The organism is Providencia sp. PROV080, assembly GCF_033688105.1.
Lineage (GTDB): Bacteria > Pseudomonadota > Gammaproteobacteria > Enterobacterales > Enterobacteriaceae > Providencia > Providencia zhejiangensis.
Genome location: NZ_CP096346.1, coordinates 2,280,136 through 2,298,311, shown reverse-complemented (window position 1 = coordinate 2,298,311; position 18,176 = coordinate 2,280,136). Strand labels below are relative to the sequence as shown.

Annotated in this window: 17 protein-coding genes; 12 read left to right on the top strand and 5 right to left on the bottom strand. The window is 43.2% G+C overall.

Annotated elements, in window-relative coordinates; all coding sequences use genetic code 11:
- The first annotated feature begins 44 nt into the window (after positions 1-44).
- Both M1F03_RS10075 and add read left to right on the top strand, forming a co-directional pair.
- Positions 45-1,679 carry a YdgA family protein gene (locus tag M1F03_RS10075; protein WP_196713123.1) on the top strand — a complete coding sequence of 545 codons (1,635 nt, stop codon included), beginning with the start codon at positions 45-47 and terminating at the stop codon, positions 1,677-1,679.
- Between the two features lie 114 nt (positions 1,680-1,793).
- The gene (add, locus tag M1F03_RS10070) at positions 1,794-2,795 is read left to right on the top strand and encodes an adenosine deaminase (RefSeq protein ID WP_247047038.1); all 1,002 of its coding nucleotides are present in this window, start codon (positions 1,794-1,796) and stop codon (positions 2,793-2,795) included.
- 463 nt (positions 2,796-3,258) lie between these two features.
- Here the strand turns inward: add and M1F03_RS10065 are convergent, their stop codons facing one another.
- Together M1F03_RS10065 and M1F03_RS10060 are read right to left on the bottom strand one after the other, a co-directional pair.
- Positions 3,259-4,233, bottom strand: a complete 975-nt coding sequence (locus M1F03_RS10065; protein WP_251464122.1) for a bile acid:sodium symporter family protein — start codon at positions 4,231-4,233, stop codon at positions 3,259-3,261.
- Between the two features lie 54 nt (positions 4,234-4,287).
- The gene (locus M1F03_RS10060) at positions 4,288-5,331 is read right to left on the bottom strand and encodes an oxidoreductase (protein ID WP_196713125.1); all 1,044 of its coding nucleotides are present in this window, start codon (positions 5,329-5,331) and stop codon (positions 4,288-4,290) included.
- 227 nt (positions 5,332-5,558) lie between these two features.
- Here M1F03_RS10060 and M1F03_RS10055 point away from each other — a divergent pair, with 227 nt between their 5' ends.
- The 10 genes from M1F03_RS10055 (at position 5,559) to osmB (ending at position 15,863) form a co-directional block, all read left to right on the top strand.
- The gene (locus M1F03_RS10055; protein WP_154624827.1) at positions 5,559-5,999 is read left to right on the top strand and encodes a DUF2569 domain-containing protein; all 441 of its coding nucleotides are present in this window, start codon (positions 5,559-5,561) and stop codon (positions 5,997-5,999) included.
- Positions 6,000-6,086: 87 nt separating this feature from the next.
- Positions 6,087-6,668 (top strand): electron transport complex subunit RsxA, encoded by a 582-nt coding sequence (gene rsxA / locus M1F03_RS10050; protein ID WP_154624828.1) that lies wholly within the window; start codon positions 6,087-6,089, stop codon positions 6,666-6,668.
- Positions 6,668-7,294 (top strand): electron transport complex subunit RsxB, encoded by a 627-nt coding sequence (gene rsxB, locus M1F03_RS10045; RefSeq protein WP_154624829.1) that lies wholly within the window; start codon positions 6,668-6,670, stop codon positions 7,292-7,294. The genes rsxA and rsxB overlap by 1 nt, the downstream gene beginning before the upstream one ends.
- Positions 7,287-10,289: an electron transport complex subunit RsxC gene (rsxC, locus tag M1F03_RS10040; RefSeq protein ID WP_251464120.1), complete on the top strand. Its 3,003-nt coding sequence runs from the start codon at positions 7,287-7,289 to the stop codon at positions 10,287-10,289. The genes rsxB and rsxC overlap by 8 nt, the downstream gene beginning before the upstream one ends.
- 13 nt (positions 10,290-10,302) lie before the next feature.
- Complete coding sequence (gene rsxD / locus M1F03_RS10035) at positions 10,303-11,388, top strand: electron transport complex subunit RsxD (protein WP_154624605.1); 1,086 nt, start codon at positions 10,303-10,305, stop codon at positions 11,386-11,388.
- A gap of 9 nt (positions 11,389-11,397) precedes the next feature.
- Positions 11,398-12,024, top strand: a complete 627-nt coding sequence (rsxG, locus tag M1F03_RS10030; RefSeq protein ID WP_154624604.1) for an electron transport complex subunit RsxG — start codon at positions 11,398-11,400, stop codon at positions 12,022-12,024.
- Positions 12,025-12,026: 2 nt separating this feature from the next.
- Positions 12,027-12,743 carry an electron transport complex subunit E gene (locus M1F03_RS10025; protein WP_154624603.1) on the top strand — a complete coding sequence of 239 codons (717 nt, stop codon included), beginning with the start codon at positions 12,027-12,029 and terminating at the stop codon, positions 12,741-12,743.
- Between the two features lie 15 nt (positions 12,744-12,758).
- Positions 12,759-13,400, top strand: a complete 642-nt coding sequence (gene nth / locus M1F03_RS10020) for an endonuclease III (RefSeq protein ID WP_154624602.1) — start codon at positions 12,759-12,761, stop codon at positions 13,398-13,400.
- A gap of 108 nt (positions 13,401-13,508) precedes the next feature.
- Positions 13,509-15,452 (top strand): exoribonuclease II, encoded by a 1,944-nt coding sequence (locus tag M1F03_RS10015; RefSeq protein WP_196713128.1) that lies wholly within the window; start codon positions 13,509-13,511, stop codon positions 15,450-15,452.
- 192 nt (positions 15,453-15,644) lie between these two features.
- Positions 15,645-15,863, top strand: a complete 219-nt coding sequence (gene osmB, locus M1F03_RS10010; protein WP_154624600.1) for an osmotically-inducible lipoprotein OsmB — start codon at positions 15,645-15,647, stop codon at positions 15,861-15,863.
- A gap of 40 nt (positions 15,864-15,903) precedes the next feature.
- Here the strand turns inward: osmB and yciH are convergent, their stop codons facing one another.
- Genes yciH through lapB form a run of 3 tightly spaced genes read right to left on the bottom strand, consistent with a single transcriptional unit; the run spans position 15,904 to position 18,175 of the window.
- Positions 15,904-16,230, bottom strand: a complete 327-nt coding sequence (yciH, locus tag M1F03_RS10005) for a stress response translation initiation inhibitor YciH (protein ID WP_154624599.1) — start codon at positions 16,228-16,230, stop codon at positions 15,904-15,906.
- Between the two features lie 2 nt (positions 16,231-16,232).
- Positions 16,233-16,964, bottom strand: coding sequence for an orotidine-5'-phosphate decarboxylase (pyrF, locus tag M1F03_RS10000; protein WP_154624598.1), 732 nt, complete (start codon positions 16,962-16,964; stop codon positions 16,233-16,235).
- A gap of 41 nt (positions 16,965-17,005) precedes the next feature.
- On the bottom strand, positions 17,006-18,175 hold the full coding sequence (lapB, locus tag M1F03_RS09995; protein ID WP_154624597.1) for a lipopolysaccharide assembly protein LapB: 1,170 nt from the start codon (positions 18,173-18,175) through the stop codon (positions 17,006-17,008).
- Position 18,176 lies beyond the last annotated feature (1 nt).

The window sequence follows — 18,176 nt, the reverse complement described above, 5'->3', positions numbered from 1 at the left end:
TTCATTGCATGTTGAATAACGTGCTGAAAGGATGGATGTTTATAATGAAAAAGTCATTAGTTGCAGTTGGTGTTATTATTGCTGTGGGTGCTGCTTGGACAGGGGCGTCATGGTATACTGGCTCTAAAGTAGAAAAGGAATTAAACAAAGTTATCAGCAACACTAACGCATTTTTTGCTGCAAATGCGCCAGAAGCTGGACTCACATTTAAAGTTGAAAACTTTAAACGTGGCGTATTCTCATCTCAAGCAAATATCGTTATTTCAGCAGCTGAGTCAGCAGGTCCTGATGAAACTATCGTTTTCAATACCGATATTGATCACGGCCCTTTCCCGCTATCACAAGTTGCTAAATTTAACCTAATGCCGAAATTAGGTGCAGCACATATTGAATTGGCAAATAACGCTTCTACAAAAGAATTATTTGAAATAACAAAAGGTAAACCTTTTATTTCAGGTGATGCTGTAATTGGTTATAGCAAAAGTATTGATTCAGATTTAGAACTGTTACCGATTGAATATTCGAAAGAAGATGCAAGTGTCTCTTTCAGCGGTTCAAAAATGGTGTTCAATACGACATCTGACCTCGAAAAAGTGGATGCATCTCTAATCACTGATAATTTAGTGATTCAAAAAGCAGATAAATCTGAGGGAATGACCTTAAAAGGATTGAAATTAATCTCTAACGTAACGAAAACTCAATATGGCTTCTATACGGGTAAACAAGAGTTTGTTATCGCAGATACTGATTTTAATATCCCTGAAGTTAAATTTTCTTTCAAAAATTTAGCTATCAATTCAGATACTGTTCTTGAAAAAGAAACGGTCAAAGGGAATTTAGCTTATAGTATTGATGGACTGACAGCGCTAGGACAAAACTTAGGTTCAGGTAAAGCGGTTCTTTCAATCGATAAATTAGATGCAAAAGCATTAGGTCAATTTGTTGAGCAGTATAACAAAGCCTTAGCAGAAGGTCTGGCAAGTGGTAATCCATCCGCTGCTGGGGAACAAATTGCTATGGATATAGTCACAAAAACATTACCTCAACTGCTGCAAAGCAAACCAACCTTTTCGATTAGCCCTGCTTACTGGAAAAATGATGCTGGACAAAGCTCAATTGACTTAAGCATGACTTTCAACAAATGGAATCAAGACGAACTGACTTCATTAGCGTTGTCGAATAAGGTTGATGAAGCAGTTAAGAGCCTGTTGACCTCTTTTGACTTTAATTTCACGCTGAATAAACCTATGGCGATCGAGTTGCTTGCTCAAGCAGCTATTTTAGATCAAGGTAAAGCTGTCGATGCTGAAATCAAAAAACAGTATGTGGAACAAGCAACAGCTGAATTTGAACAAGCACAAATGATGCTGACTTCTGATATGTTCTCTTCTCCGTTTGAAGAAATGTTTATGACAGACGAAGAACGTGCTGAAAAAGCTAAGCAGAAAAAATCACCGTGGATGGTTGAAAAAGGTAATGACCTGACAATGACTATCAAATTTGCAGGTAATGATATTACTTTCAACGCGGATAAATACACTTTAGCTGACTTCTTAACTAAGATGAAGATTATGTCTAGCCCAGAAAGCACTCTGGATTATGAAGAAGAAGACATCATCGTTCCTGAAGTTGAAGAAGCGCCAGCTGAAGGTGCAGAAGTCGCACAACCAGCAAACTAATTTAGTTTAAAATAAATCTTAAAACGCCAGTCAATCAATTTTGACTGGCGTTTTTACATCTATACTAAGAACATATATACAACGAACTATCAGCAAGATAAAGGGATGCAATTAGTGATTAACAGACAGCTGCCATTAACGGATATCCACCGCCATTTAGATGGTAATATCCGCCCTGAAACGATTCTTTCTCTCGCTCAACAGCATAATATCGCGTTGCCTGCCTATGAGCTAGAAACTCTACGCCCTCACGTACAAATCATGACGCAAGAAGCTGATTTAGTCGGATTTTTACAAAAATTAGATTGGGGAGTCGCTGTGTTAGCAGATTTAGATGCCTGCAAACGAGTGGCTCAAGAAAATGTTGAAGATGCTTATAATGCAGGCATTGACTACGCTGAACTACGTTTTTCTCCCTACTATATGGCAATGCAACACAAATTACCCATTGAGGGTGTCGTTGAAGCCGTGATTGATGGGATAATGGCGGGTTGTAAGCAGTATGATATCAAGATCAATTTAATTGGTATTTTGAGCCGGACTTTCGGACCAGAAGCTTGTTCTCAAGAATTAGCGGGTCTTCTCGCTCATCGTGATAAGCTTTGTGCGCTAGATCTTGCTGGTGACGAACTTGGTTTTCCTGGCTCCCTATTTAATACCCACTTTACCCGAGCTCGTGATGCCGGTTTGCAAATAACGGTTCATGCGGGAGAAGCGGCAGGTGCAGAGAGTATTTGGCATGCGATTAAACAGTTAGGTGCGCAAAGAATCGGTCATGGCGTTAAAGCAAATGAAGACCCAGAACTCATTGAGTACTTAGCCTCACATAAAATCGGTATTGAAAGCTGCCTGACCTCCAATATTCAAACGAGTACAGTATCATCATTATCTGCACATCCGTTGAAAATGTTTTTAAATCACGGCGTATTAGCCTCAATCAATACAGATGACCCCGCGGTTGAAGGTATTGAGCTAGACCATGAATATAATATCGCCGCTCCGATGGCAGGATTAACGCAAGCTGAAATTGAACAGGCGCAAATCAATGGATTAACGATGTCTTTTCTCAGTGAGAGCGAAAAGCAGCAATTACGACAAAAAGCCGCCCTTCGCTAATCAGGGGATATTCCTTTTTGATTTTGGGAGGTTGGCTTAGAGAACAAACGGTTGCTAGCTATCAACTCTTGCTCTAGCGCATTAAGGCATGAGAGTTTCGAGCCGCTCTCCCGCCATAAACAACCTCCTTTAACAGTGGATAAAATCGATGTTATTGAGTTGATGGGACATAGAAATAATATATAAGATTATTATTCAATTAGTTAATAGATTGAATATTCATTTTCAACCTTACTATCCGCTGTCATTAAATGTTTAAACGGATTTTAAGATAAAGTCAGATAAGCTGTATTCTAACCCCAAACATCCCCGTTTAGGGCAGTTCAACCAAATTCTGCCCTGTTTAGCTTTTTCATTTTCATACTCAGTGGCTAATGTATGAAGTTTGTTTCCACTCATTAGTATGTTGTAACTAAATGCGAGTGTTTTATCGAGTAGATACCTCTACTCGACACAGGACTAATTATTTAGCTAAGCGCTTTGCATAGCGTTGAGCAAGAACAGCGCAAACCATCAACTGTATTTGATGGAATATCATTAATGGCAATAGTATCACTCCAACAACTGAGGCTGGGAAAAGAACATTCGCCATCGGAACACCATTAGCAAGACTTTTTTTAGAGCCACAAAATACAATCGTTATTTCATCTTCTTTGCTAAATTTAAATAGGCGAGCCGCTAATGTATTGAGCACCATAACAATAAATAAAATAAGGCAACTGATTACAGCGATCATAAAGAGTGAATAGACATCAATACGCTGCCATATCCCTTCAACGACCGCTTCACTGAATGCAACATAAACAACCAATAATATTGATGACCGGTCGGTAATATTAATTAGTTTGCGATTCCGGTTAATCCAATTCGCTAATAACGGCCTAGAAAGGTGCCCTACGACAAATGGCAACATTAGCTGTAATAAAATAGCACCAATTGCATTCAGTGTATCCATCGCTTGGCTGCCATCTTCATCCATTAAGAAGCCCACTAAGATCGGCGATAAAAAGACTCCCAAAATGCTCGATGCTGAAGCACTACAAATTGCCGCGGCAACATTCCCGCCTGCAACAGAAGTAAATGCAATTGCCGATTGTACCGTTGCAGGTAACGCGCAAAGGTAAAGGAAGCCCATGTACACGGTTGGTGACATCCAAGTTGGCACCATGAAATGCAACCCTAAACCAATAATAGGAAATAAAATAAATGTGCTAGAAAAAACCAATAAATGCAGTCGCCAGTGTCCAATTCCGGCCATGATAGATTCGCGAGACAGCTTTGCGCCATGCATAAAAAATAACAGTGCAATTGCTGCTGTCGTTAAGTATTGAAAGCCGATTTTAATCTCCCCCTCACAAGGAAATAGGCTAGCAATTACCACAACACAAATCATGATAAGCAAGAAAGGATCAATTTTAAGTTTTGCTAACAAATTCATTTTAGTACCTAACAAAGAGCCAGCTTTTGCTGGCTCATTAATTTAAAATTAATTTTAGAAATCAATATCTACAGTACGTTTTTCTTTGGCTGAAATGATACCGGCTTCAATCAGCTTCATGATTTCAATCGCTTCTTGGGGTTGTACTGGGTTTTCGGCGCCATGACGGATTGCGTCGAAAATCTTAAGGTAATAACCACCGTAATGACCTTTTTTGTTCACCCACTCTTTAGAAATCAATTCATCGCCTTGTGACAGCGTCACAACTCCGTTACGTTCATCAATCCCCCAATTTTCATCGTTGGGTAACGCCCCACTTTTTAGTTTATCTTCTTGGGAATCAAGACCATATTTAACATAACTGCCTTTCATGCCATGGACGACATAAAGCGGAGATTCCGCCGCAGCCACGGTGGTAGCATGAAGAATCACTTTTTTATCTGCGTAATTAAGCAATACATGGAAATAATCGACGGCTTCTGCATTAGGGCGGATCATCGCTAAATCTGCATGAATACTGGTAGGCTTACCAAAAAATTGTAAGGCTTGATCTAATAAATGCGGGCCTAAATCATACCAAATTCCACCGCCGGCAACAGCCGATTCACGCCATCTTTGGCGTGTCACTGGACGATAGCGATCAAAATGAGATTCATAATATTTAATGTCACCTAAGCAGCCGTCAGCAAAGAGCTGTTTTAACGTCAAAAAGCCCGCATCCCAACGACGATTATGGTACACAGAAAGTATTTTTCCTGCTTTTTGGGCCTGTTGTTGTAGCGCTTCGGCTTCTTCAACAGTAACAGTAAAAGGTTTATCCACAACAACATGTTTACCTGCCGCTAGTGCTTGGCTCGCCAGCGGATAATGAGTATCGTTCGGTGTTGGAATAATAACTAATTCTATTTCAGGATTTGCAAGTAACTGTTCTGGAGAGGAGACTACCGTAACATTCGGCCAATCTGTCGTCACTTTATCTGGCTGACTGCTTGAAATTGCTGTCAGCTCATAACCTGGCAAAGTGGCAATAAAAGGTGCATGAAATGTTTTACTTGCATAACCATAACCAATAATACCCACTTTAATTGGTGCAGACATAATAACCTCATTTTATTAGTTTCCACAAAACGTATAAAAAGTATCACCATAACCAATTAATTAGCAAATAAAACTATGGTAGGATATCCATTGATTGATTCTATCAAAATAATTTTAAGTACCATTGAACACTGAAAAAAAGCATTTTAAACGCTAGCTTAGATGCTCTTAGGCAGGTAACAATATGTATTTGAATTATTATGAACTTAAATATGGAATAAATTGATATGACGCCTGTCTATGACCATCATCGAATTACGGGTTGGCTCCTTGCTCCAGCCGCCTTTATTTTAATGACATTTTTTGCTGTGTGCGCCATGGTAGTAATGTATTCCATTAAACTTTATCAAATTGTCACCACTATTGAGAATTGGTCCAGTTATATCCCGTTAGATTGGTGTTTATCATTTCTTATTACCGTTGTGATGGCGCTATTTACCGCTCATATTTTGAAATTGATGTTTATTCGTTCTAAACATTTCCCTCGCCGTTTTATTATTTGGCTATTAGTGTTATTGCTGTTGGGATTAAAAACCTTCGCCTTCGCTGCCGTTGAAGACGATATCGCACTAAAAACACTCGCTTGGCCACTTATTGGCGCGGGAATCTTTGTGCCTTACATTAAAAATTCTGCCCGCGTGAAAATGACTTTCACACAAGATCGATAAGCATCACAAAAATAGCTTGTTATCATACGCTCAGTTTTACTGACATACGTCGGTCTTTGTTCTTTAATTTTGTTTTCAGGCTATGAAATGACTGATTATCTTTTACTATTTATTGGAACAGTGCTGGTTAATAACTTTGTGCTGGTAAAATTCCTTGGTCTGTGCCCATTTATGGGCGTATCAAAAAAACTCGAAACAGCCATTGGAATGGGCTTTGCTACGACTTTTGTCATGACACTTGCCTCCATCAGTTCTTGGCTGATGGACACGTTAATTTTAGTGCCTCTTGACCTTCTCTATCTACGCACCCTCAGCTTTATTTTAGTGATCGCCGTCGTTGTTCAGTTCACCGAAATGGTTGTCAGAAAAACCAGTCCAACACTCTACCGCTTATTAGGGATTTTTCTCCCACTCATTACAACTAACTGTGCTGTGTTAGGTGTTGCTCTGTTAAATATCAACCAGTCACATGGTTTCTTACAGTCAGCCGTTTATGGTTTTGCTGCCGCAGTCGGCTTCTCATTGGTCATGGTTTTGTTTGCCGCTATTCGTGAACGGCTTGCTGTTGCCGATGTCCCTGCTCCTTTTCGTGGTTCATCTATTGGCCTAGTTACTGCTGGACTTATGTCTTTAGCATTTATGGGTTTTAGTGGTTTGGTGAAATTCTAATGATGTCGTTATGGATTGCTATTGGCATTTTAGCTGTTTTGGGACTGATTTTTGGTTTAGTCCTTGGCTATGCCTCTCTACGCTTTAAAGTTGAAGAAGACCCTATTGTCGAAAAAATTGATGCGATTTTGCCTCAAAGCCAATGTGGTCAATGCAGCTACCCAGGCTGTCGCCCTTATGCGGAAGCCGTCGCTAATAATGGTGAGATGATCAATAAATGTGCCCCCGGCGGCGAGCAAGTTATGTTGAAAATTTCCGAGCTGCTGAATGTCGACCCTCAACCGATTGACGGCGATGAGAGTGCACAGAATCCCGTTCGTAAAGTTGCCATTATTGATGAGGAAAACTGTATTGGATGCACCAAATGTATCCAAGCATGCCCTGTCGATGCCATTGTTGGTGCAACCAGAGCGATGCATACCGTCATTGAAGACTTGTGTACAGGTTGTGACCTATGTGTCGCGCCCTGCCCAACCGACTGTATTGAACTGGTTCCCGTGAAAACGACGACGGCAAACTGGAAATGGGATTTAAACAGTATTCCAGTTAAAAATATTCCTGTATCAGCTAATGAACAACAGCCCAAATCACCCTTTTCTGCGGTAAAAGGTGATGCACATGTTTAATTTATTTAATTGGCTGAAAAAAGATACTATTTGGGATTTTTCAGGCGGCATACATCCACCTGAAATGAAGCTTCAATCCAGCCAAGTTCCAATGCGCGTGGCTTCAATCCCTGAGCAGCTTATTATTCCGTTACAACAGCATTTAGGCCCTGAAGGTGAGTTAATTGTTAAAGCGGGTGATCATGTACTCAAAGGCCAACCTTTAACACGTGGTGTTGGCCGAACCGTACCTGTCCATGCTTCAACGTCCGGTACAATCACCGCAATTAAACCGATGGTTACCGCTCACCCTTCTGGCTTAAAAGAACTGTCGGTTTGCCTCAACGCTGATGGCGAAGATACTTGGTGCGAATTATTTCCTGAGCCTAATTATTTACAACTCACCCCAGCGCAATTATTACAAAAAATTGAACAAGCAGGTATCGCCGGACTTGGGGGGGCAGGCTTTCCAACAGCCTCTAAGCTTGCCGGGGGGAAAGATGCGATCAAGACCTTAATTGTGAATGCCGCGGAATGTGAACCTTATATCACCGCGGATGATCGCCTCATGCAAGAACATGCGGATGAGGTCATCGAAGGCTGTCGCGTTTTGCAACACCTACTCAATCCTGATCAAATTCTTATTGGTATTGAAGACAATAAGCCAGACGCTATTGCGGCTTTAAAAAAAGCAATAACCACTCATGATAAGCATATTTTTATTCGGATCATTCCGACTAAATATCCTTCTGGCGGAGCCAAACAGCTTACTAAAATTTTGACGGGTAAAGAGGTTCCCTCCGGTGCTCGTTCATCTCAAATCGGCGTATTAATGCAGAACGTGGGAACGGTGGTTGCAATAAAACGAGCCGTGATTGATGGTCAACCTTTAATCGAACGTGTCGTGACCGTAACGGGTGAGTCGATCGCCTCTCCGGGTAACTTTTGGACTCGTCTAGGTACCCCCGTACAACACCTTTTACAACAGACAGGTTTTACGCCTGCAACTGAGCAAATGGTCATTATGGGTGGCCCATTAATGGGGTTTACTTTGCCTGACCTTAACGCGCCCGTTGTTAAGATTTGTAACTGTTTACTGGTTCCTAGTATCGAAGAGGTTGGGCAAAAGCCTCTTGAAGAAGCGTGTATTCGTTGTGGTTTATGTGTTGATGCATGCCCTGCTGCTCTGCTCCCTCAGCAACTGTATTGGTTCAGTAAAGGTAAAGAGCATGAGAAAGCACAGAAGCATAACCTCTTTGATTGTATAGAATGCGGCGCTTGCGCCTATGTTTGTCCAAGTAATATTCCTCTCGTGCAATATTACCGACAAGAAAAAGCAGAAATACGTGAGATTAAGCAAGAGGAACGACGGGCAGCAGAAGCAAAATTACGTTTTGAAGCGAAACAGCAGCGGATGGAACGCGAAAAACTGGCCCGAGAAGAACGCCATAAAAAATCAGCTGTTCAAGTGGAGGCATCCGATAAAGATGCTGTTGCCGCAGCCCTTGCTCGTGTAAAAGCCAAAAAATCAGCTGCCACATCCGCAATTGATGTCATTGTAGGTGCAGAGCCCGATAACAGTGCGGTTATTGCCGCAAGAGCGGCACGTAAAGAGCAAGCGAGAGCAAAACAGGCCGAGAAACAAGCCGCTACAATGATAGCAGAAGATAATACTAACGACCCACGTAAGGCTGCCGTAGCCGCTGCACTTGCTCGTGCTAAGGCGAGAAAAGCCGCGGCCGCGCAAGAAAGCAAAGGTGACACTGTCACTCAACCTACGGAAGCAAACGAGGGGAATGATCCGCGTAAAGCAGCTGTTGCTGCGGCTATTGCTCGTGCAAAAGCCAAGAAAGCGGCTCAACAGGAGACTATCGCCTCAGAGAACGTAGAACCAACCAGCGCTGACGAACCGGCTGAGGTTGATCCACGTAAGGCTGCGGTTGCTGCGGCTATTGCTCGTGCGAAAGCCAAGAAAGCGGCTCAACAGGAGACTATCGCCTCAGAGAACGTAGAACCAACCAGCGCTGACGAACCGGCTGAGGTTGATCCGCGTAAGGCAGCGGTTGCCGCCGCTATTGCTCGTGCAAAAGCCAAGAAAGCGGCTCAACAGGAGGCTACCGCCTCAGAGAACGTAGAACCAACCGGCGCTGACGAACCGGCTGAGGTTGATCCACGTAAGGCAGCGGTTGCCGCCGCTATTTCTCGTGCAAAAGCCAAGAAAGCGGCTCAACAGGAGACTATCGCCTCAGAGAGCGCAGAGCCAACCAGCGCTGACGAACCGGCTGAGGTTGATCCACGTAAGGCTGCGGTTGCTGCGGCTATTGCTCGTGCGAAAGCCAAAAAAGCGGCTCAACAGGAGGCTACCGCCTCTGAGAACGTAGAACCAACCAGCGCTGACGAACCGGCTGAGATTGATCCGCGTAAGGCAGCGGTTGCCGTCGCTATTGCTCGTGCAAAAGCCAAGAAAGCGGCTCAACAGGAGACTATCCCCTCAGAGAACGCTGAACCAACCAGCGCTGACGAACCGGCTGAGATTGATCCACGTAAGGCTGCGGTTGCCGCCGCTATTGCTCGTGCAAAAGCCAAAAAAGCGGCTCAACAGGAGGCTACTGCCTCAGAGAGCGCAGAGCCAACCAGCGCTGACGAACCGGCTGAGGTTGATCCACGTAAGGCTGCGGTTGCTGCGGCCATTGCCCGTGCGAAAGCCAAAAAAGCGGCTCAACAGGAGACTATCGCCTCAGAGAACGTAGAGCCAACCAGCGCTGACGAACCGGCTGAGGTTGATCCACGTAAGGCTGCGGTTGCCGCGGCTATTGCTCGTGCAAAAGCCAAAAAAGCAGCACAAGATAAAGCACAACTTATCGCGAAAGCCGATGAAGAGGAAATGCTTTCCCCTGCCGCTGAGCAGCCAATTGAAGAAGAAACAGATCCTCGTAAAGTCGCCGTTGCCGCAGCGATAGCTCGTGTAAAAGCGAAACAGGCTCAAAAACAAAACGAACAAACCATGACAGAGTAAGTGATTAAATACCATGAAATTTAGGCCTATTGACCCAAATAATCGCCGTTTGAAAATTGCAAGCGCTCCATTTACCCATGATAATCAAAGCACTAGCCTTGTTATGCTATGGGTGATATTGGCCGCTTTGCCTGGTATTGCGGCACAAATTTACTTTTTTGGTATTGGTACTCTCTATCAAATTGTTTTAGCCATAATCACGGCCATTATCGTCGAGGGCATTGCTATTCGCCTTCGTCAAAAGCCTGTATTGAATGTACTCAAAGATAACTCTGCGGTTGTAACGGCGCTATTATTAGGTATTAGCCTACCGCCATTAGCGCCGTGGTGGATGATCGTTTTAGGGACAGCTTTCGCGATAATTATTGCAAAACAATGCTATGGTGGATTAGGACAAAACCCATTTAACCCTGCTATGGTCGGTTATGTTGTACTCTTAATTTCATTTCCCGTACAAATGACCAGTTGGTTACCTCCCCATGAGTTACAGACTTTAAATATCAATGCATTAGAAAGTCTATCAATTATTTTTACAGGGCATACCCCAACTGGAGTTACGCTTGATGCCTTACGAATGGGTGTCGATGGAATGAGCCAAGCAACCCCATTAGACAGTTTTAAAACAGGGCTTTTAACTCATCCTATTTCAGATGTTTTACAGCAGCCTATTTTGCAAGGCTCTCTCGCTGGTATTGGCTGGCAATGGGTGAATATTGCCTATTTAGTCGGTGGCGTAATCATGTTGAATCGCCGTATTATCAGTTGGCAAATCCCTGTTGCATTTCTCGCTACATTGGCATTTTGTGCAATCGTAAGCTGGTTAATCGATTCTGGGCGCTACTCTCCACCTTTAGTGCAATTACTCTCAGGCGCAACTATGTTAGGGGCCTTCTTTATTGCAACTGACCCGGTAACAGCCTCCACAACACCAAAAGGTCGCCTCATTTATGGTGTGATGATTGGTTTATTAGTATGGTTAATTCGTGTTTATGGTGGTTATCCCGATGCCGTCGCTTTTGCTGTTTTATTAACCAACATTACCGTTCCTCTCATTGACCACTATACGCAACCCCGTGCATACGGGCATGGACATAAGTAAGGAGGCTGTATGTTGAATACGATGCGCCGTCATGGGGCTATTTTGGCGCTATTTGCAGCAGGTACAACGGCTCTCAGTGCTACGGTTTATACGTTAACTAAGGATACCATTGCTCAACAAGCGGCGATTGTGCAAAAGCAATTACTTGACCAAGTCGTGCCAACCCGTTTATATGATAATGATTTTGGACAAGAGTGTTATTTAGTCGGTGCTGAGGCCCAACTTGGCGGTAAACAACCCCATCGACTGTACATTGCACGAAAGAATGGTGAACCTGTCGCCGCCGCTCTCGAATCGATTGCGCCTGATGGCTATTCTGGCGCGATACATCTATTAGTTGGCGCTGATTTTAACGGTAATGTCCTTGGTGTTAGGGTGACTGAACATCATGAAACCCCCGGACTCGGCGATAAAATTGAAACTCGAATTTCCGATTGGATCACGCTATTAACAGGTAACGTTGCTTCTGAGCAGGACCCTAAATGGGCGGTAAAAAAAGATGGTGGTAATTTTGATCAATTTACAGGTGCGACAATAACGCCAAGAGCGGTTGTGAATGCCACTAAGCGCACTGCTGTTTTTATGCAAAAAATACCACAAAATCTATCAAGTTACCCAATTTGTGGAGCTGAATAATCATGAGTGAATCTAAAGAACTTTTTGCCCAAGGCTTATGGAAAAATAACTCAGCGCTGGTACAACTTTTAGGACTATGCCCTTTACTCGCGGTTTCATCAACAGCAACCAATGCACTAGGACTTGGGCTTGCCACAACACTGGTATTAATCTGTACCAATGTGGCTGTCTCGGCATTTCGTCGTTGGGTACCGAGTGAAATCCGTATACCTATTTATGTCATGATTATTGCTTCTGTTGTTAGCGCCGTACAGATGTTGATTAATGCTTATGCTTTCGGCCTCTATGAGTCTTTAGGCATTTTTATCCCCCTAATTGTGACAAACTGTATTGTTATTGGCCGCGCGGAAGCCTATGCATCAAGGAATCCAGTGCCACTTTCAGCCGTTGATGGACTTGCTATGGGATTAGGGGCTACCGCGGCTTTACTTGTTCTCGGCGCTATGCGTGAAATTTTAGGCAATGGCACGTTATTTGATGGTGCAGATTTACTTTTAGGGCCATGGGCTAAATCATTAAGAATTGAAGTGTTACAGCTTGACTCTCCGTTTTTACTCGCTATGCTGCCACCGGGTGCTTTTATCGGTCTAGCATTAATGCTTGCGGGTAAATATTTAATTGATGAAAAAATGAAAAAACGAGCCGCTCTCAAGTCAGGTCTGCAACCTGAACGTGAATACCCAAAAGAACAAGGATGCGGCAGCCATATTTCTAGATAAAATTGATTGTGAGCTATGAATAAATCAAAACGTATTGAGATATTAACTCGTTTACGCGATAACAATCCCAATCCAACAACGGAATTACAATTTAATTCCCCTTTCGAGCTGCTGATCGCTGTTTTGCTATCAGCACAAGCCACGGATGTTAGTGTTAACAAAGCAACCGCTAAATTATATCCGGTAGCAAATACACCTGAAGCTATGTTGGCGCTAGGTGTTGATGGCATCAAAGAATATATAAAAACCATTGGGCTATTTAACACCAAAGCGGAAAGTGTGATTAAAACTTGTAAGATCTTAATTGAAAAACATAACAGCCAAGTGCCCGAAGATCGTGCCGCGCTCGAAGCCTTACCCGGCGTGGGTCGCAAAACGGCCAATGTTGTTCTAAATACCGCATTTGGTTGGCCAACTATCGCTGTTGATACCCATATTTTTAGGGTCTGTAATCGAACTAACTTTGCACCGGGTAAAAATGTTGTCGAAGTGGAAGAAAAGCTCCTAAAAGTCGTCCCCGCTGAGTTTAAAGTCGATTGCCACCATTGGTTTATTTTGCATGGTCGCTATACCTGTATTGCTCGTAAGCCTCGTTGTGGTTCTTGCATTATCGAAGACTTATGCGAATTTAAAGATAAAGTTTACCCTGAAAATTAATATTACACTGCTCCCAGTAATTTGTTCACGATGCAATTTTTTCTTGCTCTAAGACTTTGTCTTACGTAACAATGGGAGTCAAACTCAACCTCCATAAAAACGGTAAGTATGTTTCAAGACAACCCATTGCTCGCGCAACTCAAACAGCAGCTACATTCTCAAACCCCACGAGTTGAGGGTTTGATAAAAAGTACCGACAAAGGTTTCGGTTTTCTCGAAGTAGATGGACAAAAAAGCTACTTTGTACCTCCTCCGCAGATGAAGAAAGTCATGCATGGTGACCGTGTTGTGGCTGCCATTCATACCGATAAAGACCGTGAATTCGCTGAGCCAGAAGAACTTGTCGAACCTTTTCTCACGCGTTTTGTAGGTCGAATTCAGAAAAAAGATAATGATAACCGTTTATTCGTTATTCCAGATCATCCGCTACTAAAAGATACGATTTCTTGCCGCCCAACCAAAGACGTTACCCATGAATTTGCACAAGGGGATTGGGTTGTTGCTGAAATGCGTCGTCACCCCTTAAAAGGTGATAAAGGTTTTTACGCTGACATTACAGAATTCATTACGGATGGTGAAGACCATTTTGCGCCTTGGTGGGTAACACTGCGTCGTCATCAACTTGATCGTGCAGAGCCACAAATGGTGGATAGTGAACGTGACGATGAAGGCATTGAACGCATTGACCTCACTCACCTTCATTTTGTCACTATCGATAGTGCCAGCACGGAAGATATGGATGATGCGCTCTATGTTGAAAGAACCCCTGAAGGTAATCTAAAGCTTTATATTGCTATTGCCGATCCAACCAGTTATATCAAAGAAGGCAGTGAATTAGATAAACTGGCTTTGGCACGTTCTTATACCAATTATCTTCCTGGTTTTAACATTCCAATGCTACCTCGTGAGCTATCCGACAACCTATGCTCTTTGCGCCCTAATGAGCAGCGCCCTGCACTTGTCTGTGCCACGACGATATTAGCAGATGGCAGTATCGCTGAAGATATTCAATTCTTTAGTGCTTGGGTTGAGTCTAAATCTAAATTGGTTTACGACGAAGTTTCTGATTGGTTGGAAAAAACAGGTAGTTGGCAGCCAGCTAATCCAGCGGATCAACAACAGATCGAGTTACTAAAAGAGATGGCTGATAAACGCCATCAATGGCGTCAACAAAATGCACTGGTGTTTAAAGATCGCCCTGATTATCGTTTCCTATTAGATGATAAAGGCAATGTCATTGATATCATTGTAGAAAGCCGCCGTACAGCAAATCGTATTGTCGAAGAAGCCATGATAACGGCTAACCTGTGTGCAGCAATACAACTGAAAAACAGCTTAGGTTTTGGTGTATTTAATGTCCACATGGGCTTTGAACCATTACAAATTGACCAAGTCGTACAAACGTTGAAAGATCATGGTATCGAAACGACCGCGGACGCATTGCTAACTTTGGACGGTTTCCGTCAACTACGTCGTCAGTTAGATGCACAACCGACCCAATTCTTAGACAGTCGTATCCGCCGCTTCCAAACATTTGCTGAGGTGAAAAGTGAACCCGGCCCGCATTTTGGCTTAGGTTTTGACGCTTACGCAACTTGGACATCACCAATTCGTAAATATACAGACATCGTTAACCATCGGTTATTAAAGTCTGTGATTGCTGGCCAGCCTTCAACGAATAAGCCAACAGAAGAGTTGTCAATAAAATTAGCTGAACGCCGCCGTGCAAACCGCATGGCTGAACGCGATGTCGGTGATTGGCTATATGCGCGTTTCTTAAAGCCATTTGAGGGGACTGACCAAGTTTTCCCAGCGGAGATCATCGATATTACTCGTGGTGGTGTTCGTGTCCGACTCACCGATAATGGTGCTGTTGCTTTTATCCCAGCGCCGTTCTTACATGCTGTGCGCGACGAAATACAATGTAGCCAAGAAACGGGCAGCGTATTAATTAAAGGTGAACCTGCGTACAAACTCAACGATATTATTAATGTCAATATCGCCGAAGTTCGTATGGAAACACGTAATATCGTTGCTCGCCCCGCCGCATAATTCTTTTTAATACTATACTATAAATATGCTACTGATTTTATCAGTAGCATATTGTTTTATTGCCGTCTTATTTAGTCTACAACACTTAGTTATATTTCCGTTTTTTATAGATATTAATTCCCGATAATTCTGATTCGTATAATTACTGATTGTGATAATTTGGTTACGTCCACAAAACTCGGAGTCACTAAAATGAACACGACAAGTAAACGCGTTACGACATTCGCTTTAGCCACTATTATCGCTATTAGCCTGAGTGCATGCTCAAATATGTCAAAACGAGACAAAAATACCGCTGTAGGTGCTGGCGTAGGTGCCGTAGGTGGGGCAATCCTAACGGGAGGTAGCACACTAGGAACTGTTGGTGGCGCTGCTGTTGGTGGGATTATTGGACATCAAGTCGGAAAATAAATTCATGGCTAAGGGGCTTTCCCCTTAGCCTGTACTACGATCAGCCACCCGCTAACTTAACGTGATAGCCTTTTGCTTCTAAAAGTTGTTTGATTATGTCGCGTTTATCGCCTTGGATCTCAATATCACCGTCTTTTACTGAGCCGCCACAACCGCACTTTTTCTTCAATTCCGCAGCCAGTTTTGCCAGTTCGCCATCGTCTAGGTCAAGTCCGGTAACAATACAAACGCCCTTACCTTTACGCCCAGCCGTTTCACGACGGATCCTAACAATACCGTCTCCTTTAGGGCGTTGGATTTTAGGCTTCTCTTGTTCTATTCGCCCACTCTCAGTGCTATAGACTAGGCGACTATTTGAATCACTCATACTCAAGCCTTAATCGATTGGTTGATTTGCTGTAATGCTAATGCAGGGTTATCGCTACGAGTGATCGGCCGACCAATCACCATATAATCAACCCCTGCTTGTAATGCATCTTGTGGCGTCATGATACGACGTTGGTCACCCACATCACTTCCTACAGGGCGAATGCCTGGCGTGACTAATTTAAAATCACGACCACACAATGATTTCAATCTTTTTGCTTCGTGCGCTGAACACACGACACCATCTAAACCACACTCTTTCGTCAATAATGCCAAACGTTCAGCATGCTCTGCCGGTGTCGCATTAATACCAACCCCCAGCAAATCAGATTGATCCATACTGGTTAAAACGGTAACTGCTGTTAATAATGGCGCTTCTTTACCATAAGGCTCTAATGCTTTTCGGGCGGCTTCCATCATACGGCTGCCACCACCTGCATGAACGTTCACCATCCAAACCCCCATCTCTGCTGCCGCAGCGACTGCACGAGCAACGGTATTTGGGATATCGTGGAATTTCAAATCAAGGAAAACCTCAAAGCCTCGTTGATGCAGTGACTTGACAAAGTGCGGGCCATTAAAGGTAAACATCTCTTTACCGACTTTCAAACGGCATTCACGGGGATCAATTAGGTCAACAAACGCCAATGCAGCGTCTACATCTTCATAGTCGAGTGCAACAATGACTGGCGAGTGAGTAGATACACGAGCGTGGTTTTCTGTTGAAGAAATCATTTAGTTGTAGCCTTAATCATATTTGGTAAAAAGTGACACTGTCACTGTCCATCTAATCCACGAATTGGTTTGATTGTGTCCCATGAACGGCAAGATGGGCAATGCCAATATAACGAATGTGAGGTAAAACCACATTTGTGGCAACGGTAATCGGGTTTAGTTCTAATTTGCTCACCCACCATTTTGCGTAACAGGATTAAGCTTTCTTTTGCTCGCCCTTCTTCCGCTTCTTGTAGGTGGTAATCCATTAAGCGATAAAATAATCGCATGGTGGGATGGCGTTGAATCTGATCATTAATATAACTTGCAGCAGCCTCATGATTCTGTTTATCAACAATAATATCGGCTAAGTAAAGTTCAGCAATTGCGCCCGTATTGCCAGCAACACATTGACGTAAGTACGTTTCCCAATCTTCGATATTCGCAGTTTGTTGGTAGCAATCATGCAATAAAGGCAAGGTTTCAGCCACCAGCTCTCTGTCTTGTTCATAAACTTGTTTTAGGACCGCAATGGCTTTGTCATACTGCCCTTGCTCAATAAAAATGCGCCCTTTCATAATCGACACACGAGCACAAGTTTTATCGGCCTGTTCTGCCTTATTGAGTAAGCTTAATGCACCATCAAGGTCGTCACTGCTAAGATGTTGGCTAGCTAGCTCACAATAGAAATGCGCAATATTTTCACGTTGCTCTTCATTACCCAATTTAACTAATTTGGTGGCAATCTCGATAGCCTTACTCCATTCACTAGTCAGTTGGAAAATACTGAGTAATGACTGCAAGGCATTTTGCTTAAAATCGACCTCATCAGTTAATTGCTGAAACATATTTTCAGCGCGATCATAAACCCCTGCCGCCATATAATCACGGCCGAGTTGCTGAGTGGCTAAAAGACGTTGTTCAAAAGATAATGATGCACTTTCAACAAGCGATTGATGAATTCGGATTGCTCGTTCAACCTCACCTCGGGAGCGAAATAAATTACCTAATGTGAGATGTGCTTCAAATGCGGAGCTATCCTCTTTCAACATATCGAGAAAGAGGTCAACAGCTTTATCTTGCTGATTTGACAAAAGAAAGTTAACACCCGTCACATAGTCTCGTGACAGGCGATTAGCATGTTGCTGCTTGTCTTGTTGAGCGCTTCGACGCCCCATATACCAGCCGTATGCAGCCGCGACAGGTAACAACAGAAACAGCAGCTCAAACATA

Coding starts and splice junctions, on each gene's coding strand:
- M1F03_RS10075 (WP_196713123.1), top strand. CDS start 45: ATGAAAAAGTCATTAGTTGCAGTTGGTGTTATTATTGCTGTGGGTGCT.
- M1F03_RS10065 (WP_251464122.1), bottom strand. CDS start 4,233: ATGAATTTGTTAGCAAAACTTAAAATTGATCCTTTCTTGCTTATCATG.
- M1F03_RS10060 (WP_196713125.1), bottom strand. CDS start 5,331: ATGTCTGCACCAATTAAAGTGGGTATTATTGGTTATGGTTATGCAAGT.
- M1F03_RS10055 (WP_154624827.1), top strand. CDS start 5,559: ATGACGCCTGTCTATGACCATCATCGAATTACGGGTTGGCTCCTTGCT.
- rsxA (WP_154624828.1), top strand. CDS start 6,087: ATGACTGATTATCTTTTACTATTTATTGGAACAGTGCTGGTTAATAAC.
- rsxB (WP_154624829.1), top strand. CDS start 6,668: ATGATGTCGTTATGGATTGCTATTGGCATTTTAGCTGTTTTGGGACTG.
- rsxC (WP_251464120.1), top strand. CDS start 7,287: ATGTTTAATTTATTTAATTGGCTGAAAAAAGATACTATTTGGGATTTT.
- rsxD (WP_154624605.1), top strand. CDS start 10,303: ATGAAATTTAGGCCTATTGACCCAAATAATCGCCGTTTGAAAATTGCA.
- rsxG (WP_154624604.1), top strand. CDS start 11,398: ATGTTGAATACGATGCGCCGTCATGGGGCTATTTTGGCGCTATTTGCA.
- M1F03_RS10025 (WP_154624603.1), top strand. CDS start 12,027: ATGAGTGAATCTAAAGAACTTTTTGCCCAAGGCTTATGGAAAAATAAC.
- nth (WP_154624602.1), top strand. CDS start 12,759: ATGAATAAATCAAAACGTATTGAGATATTAACTCGTTTACGCGATAAC.
- M1F03_RS10015 (WP_196713128.1), top strand. CDS start 13,509: ATGTTTCAAGACAACCCATTGCTCGCGCAACTCAAACAGCAGCTACAT.
- osmB (WP_154624600.1), top strand. CDS start 15,645: ATGAACACGACAAGTAAACGCGTTACGACATTCGCTTTAGCCACTATT.
- yciH (WP_154624599.1), bottom strand. CDS start 16,230: ATGAGTGATTCAAATAGTCGCCTAGTCTATAGCACTGAGAGTGGGCGA.
- pyrF (WP_154624598.1), bottom strand. CDS start 16,964: ATGATTTCTTCAACAGAAAACCACGCTCGTGTATCTACTCACTCGCCA.
- lapB (WP_154624597.1), bottom strand. CDS start 18,175: ATGTTTGAGCTGCTGTTTCTGTTGTTACCTGTCGCGGCTGCATACGGC.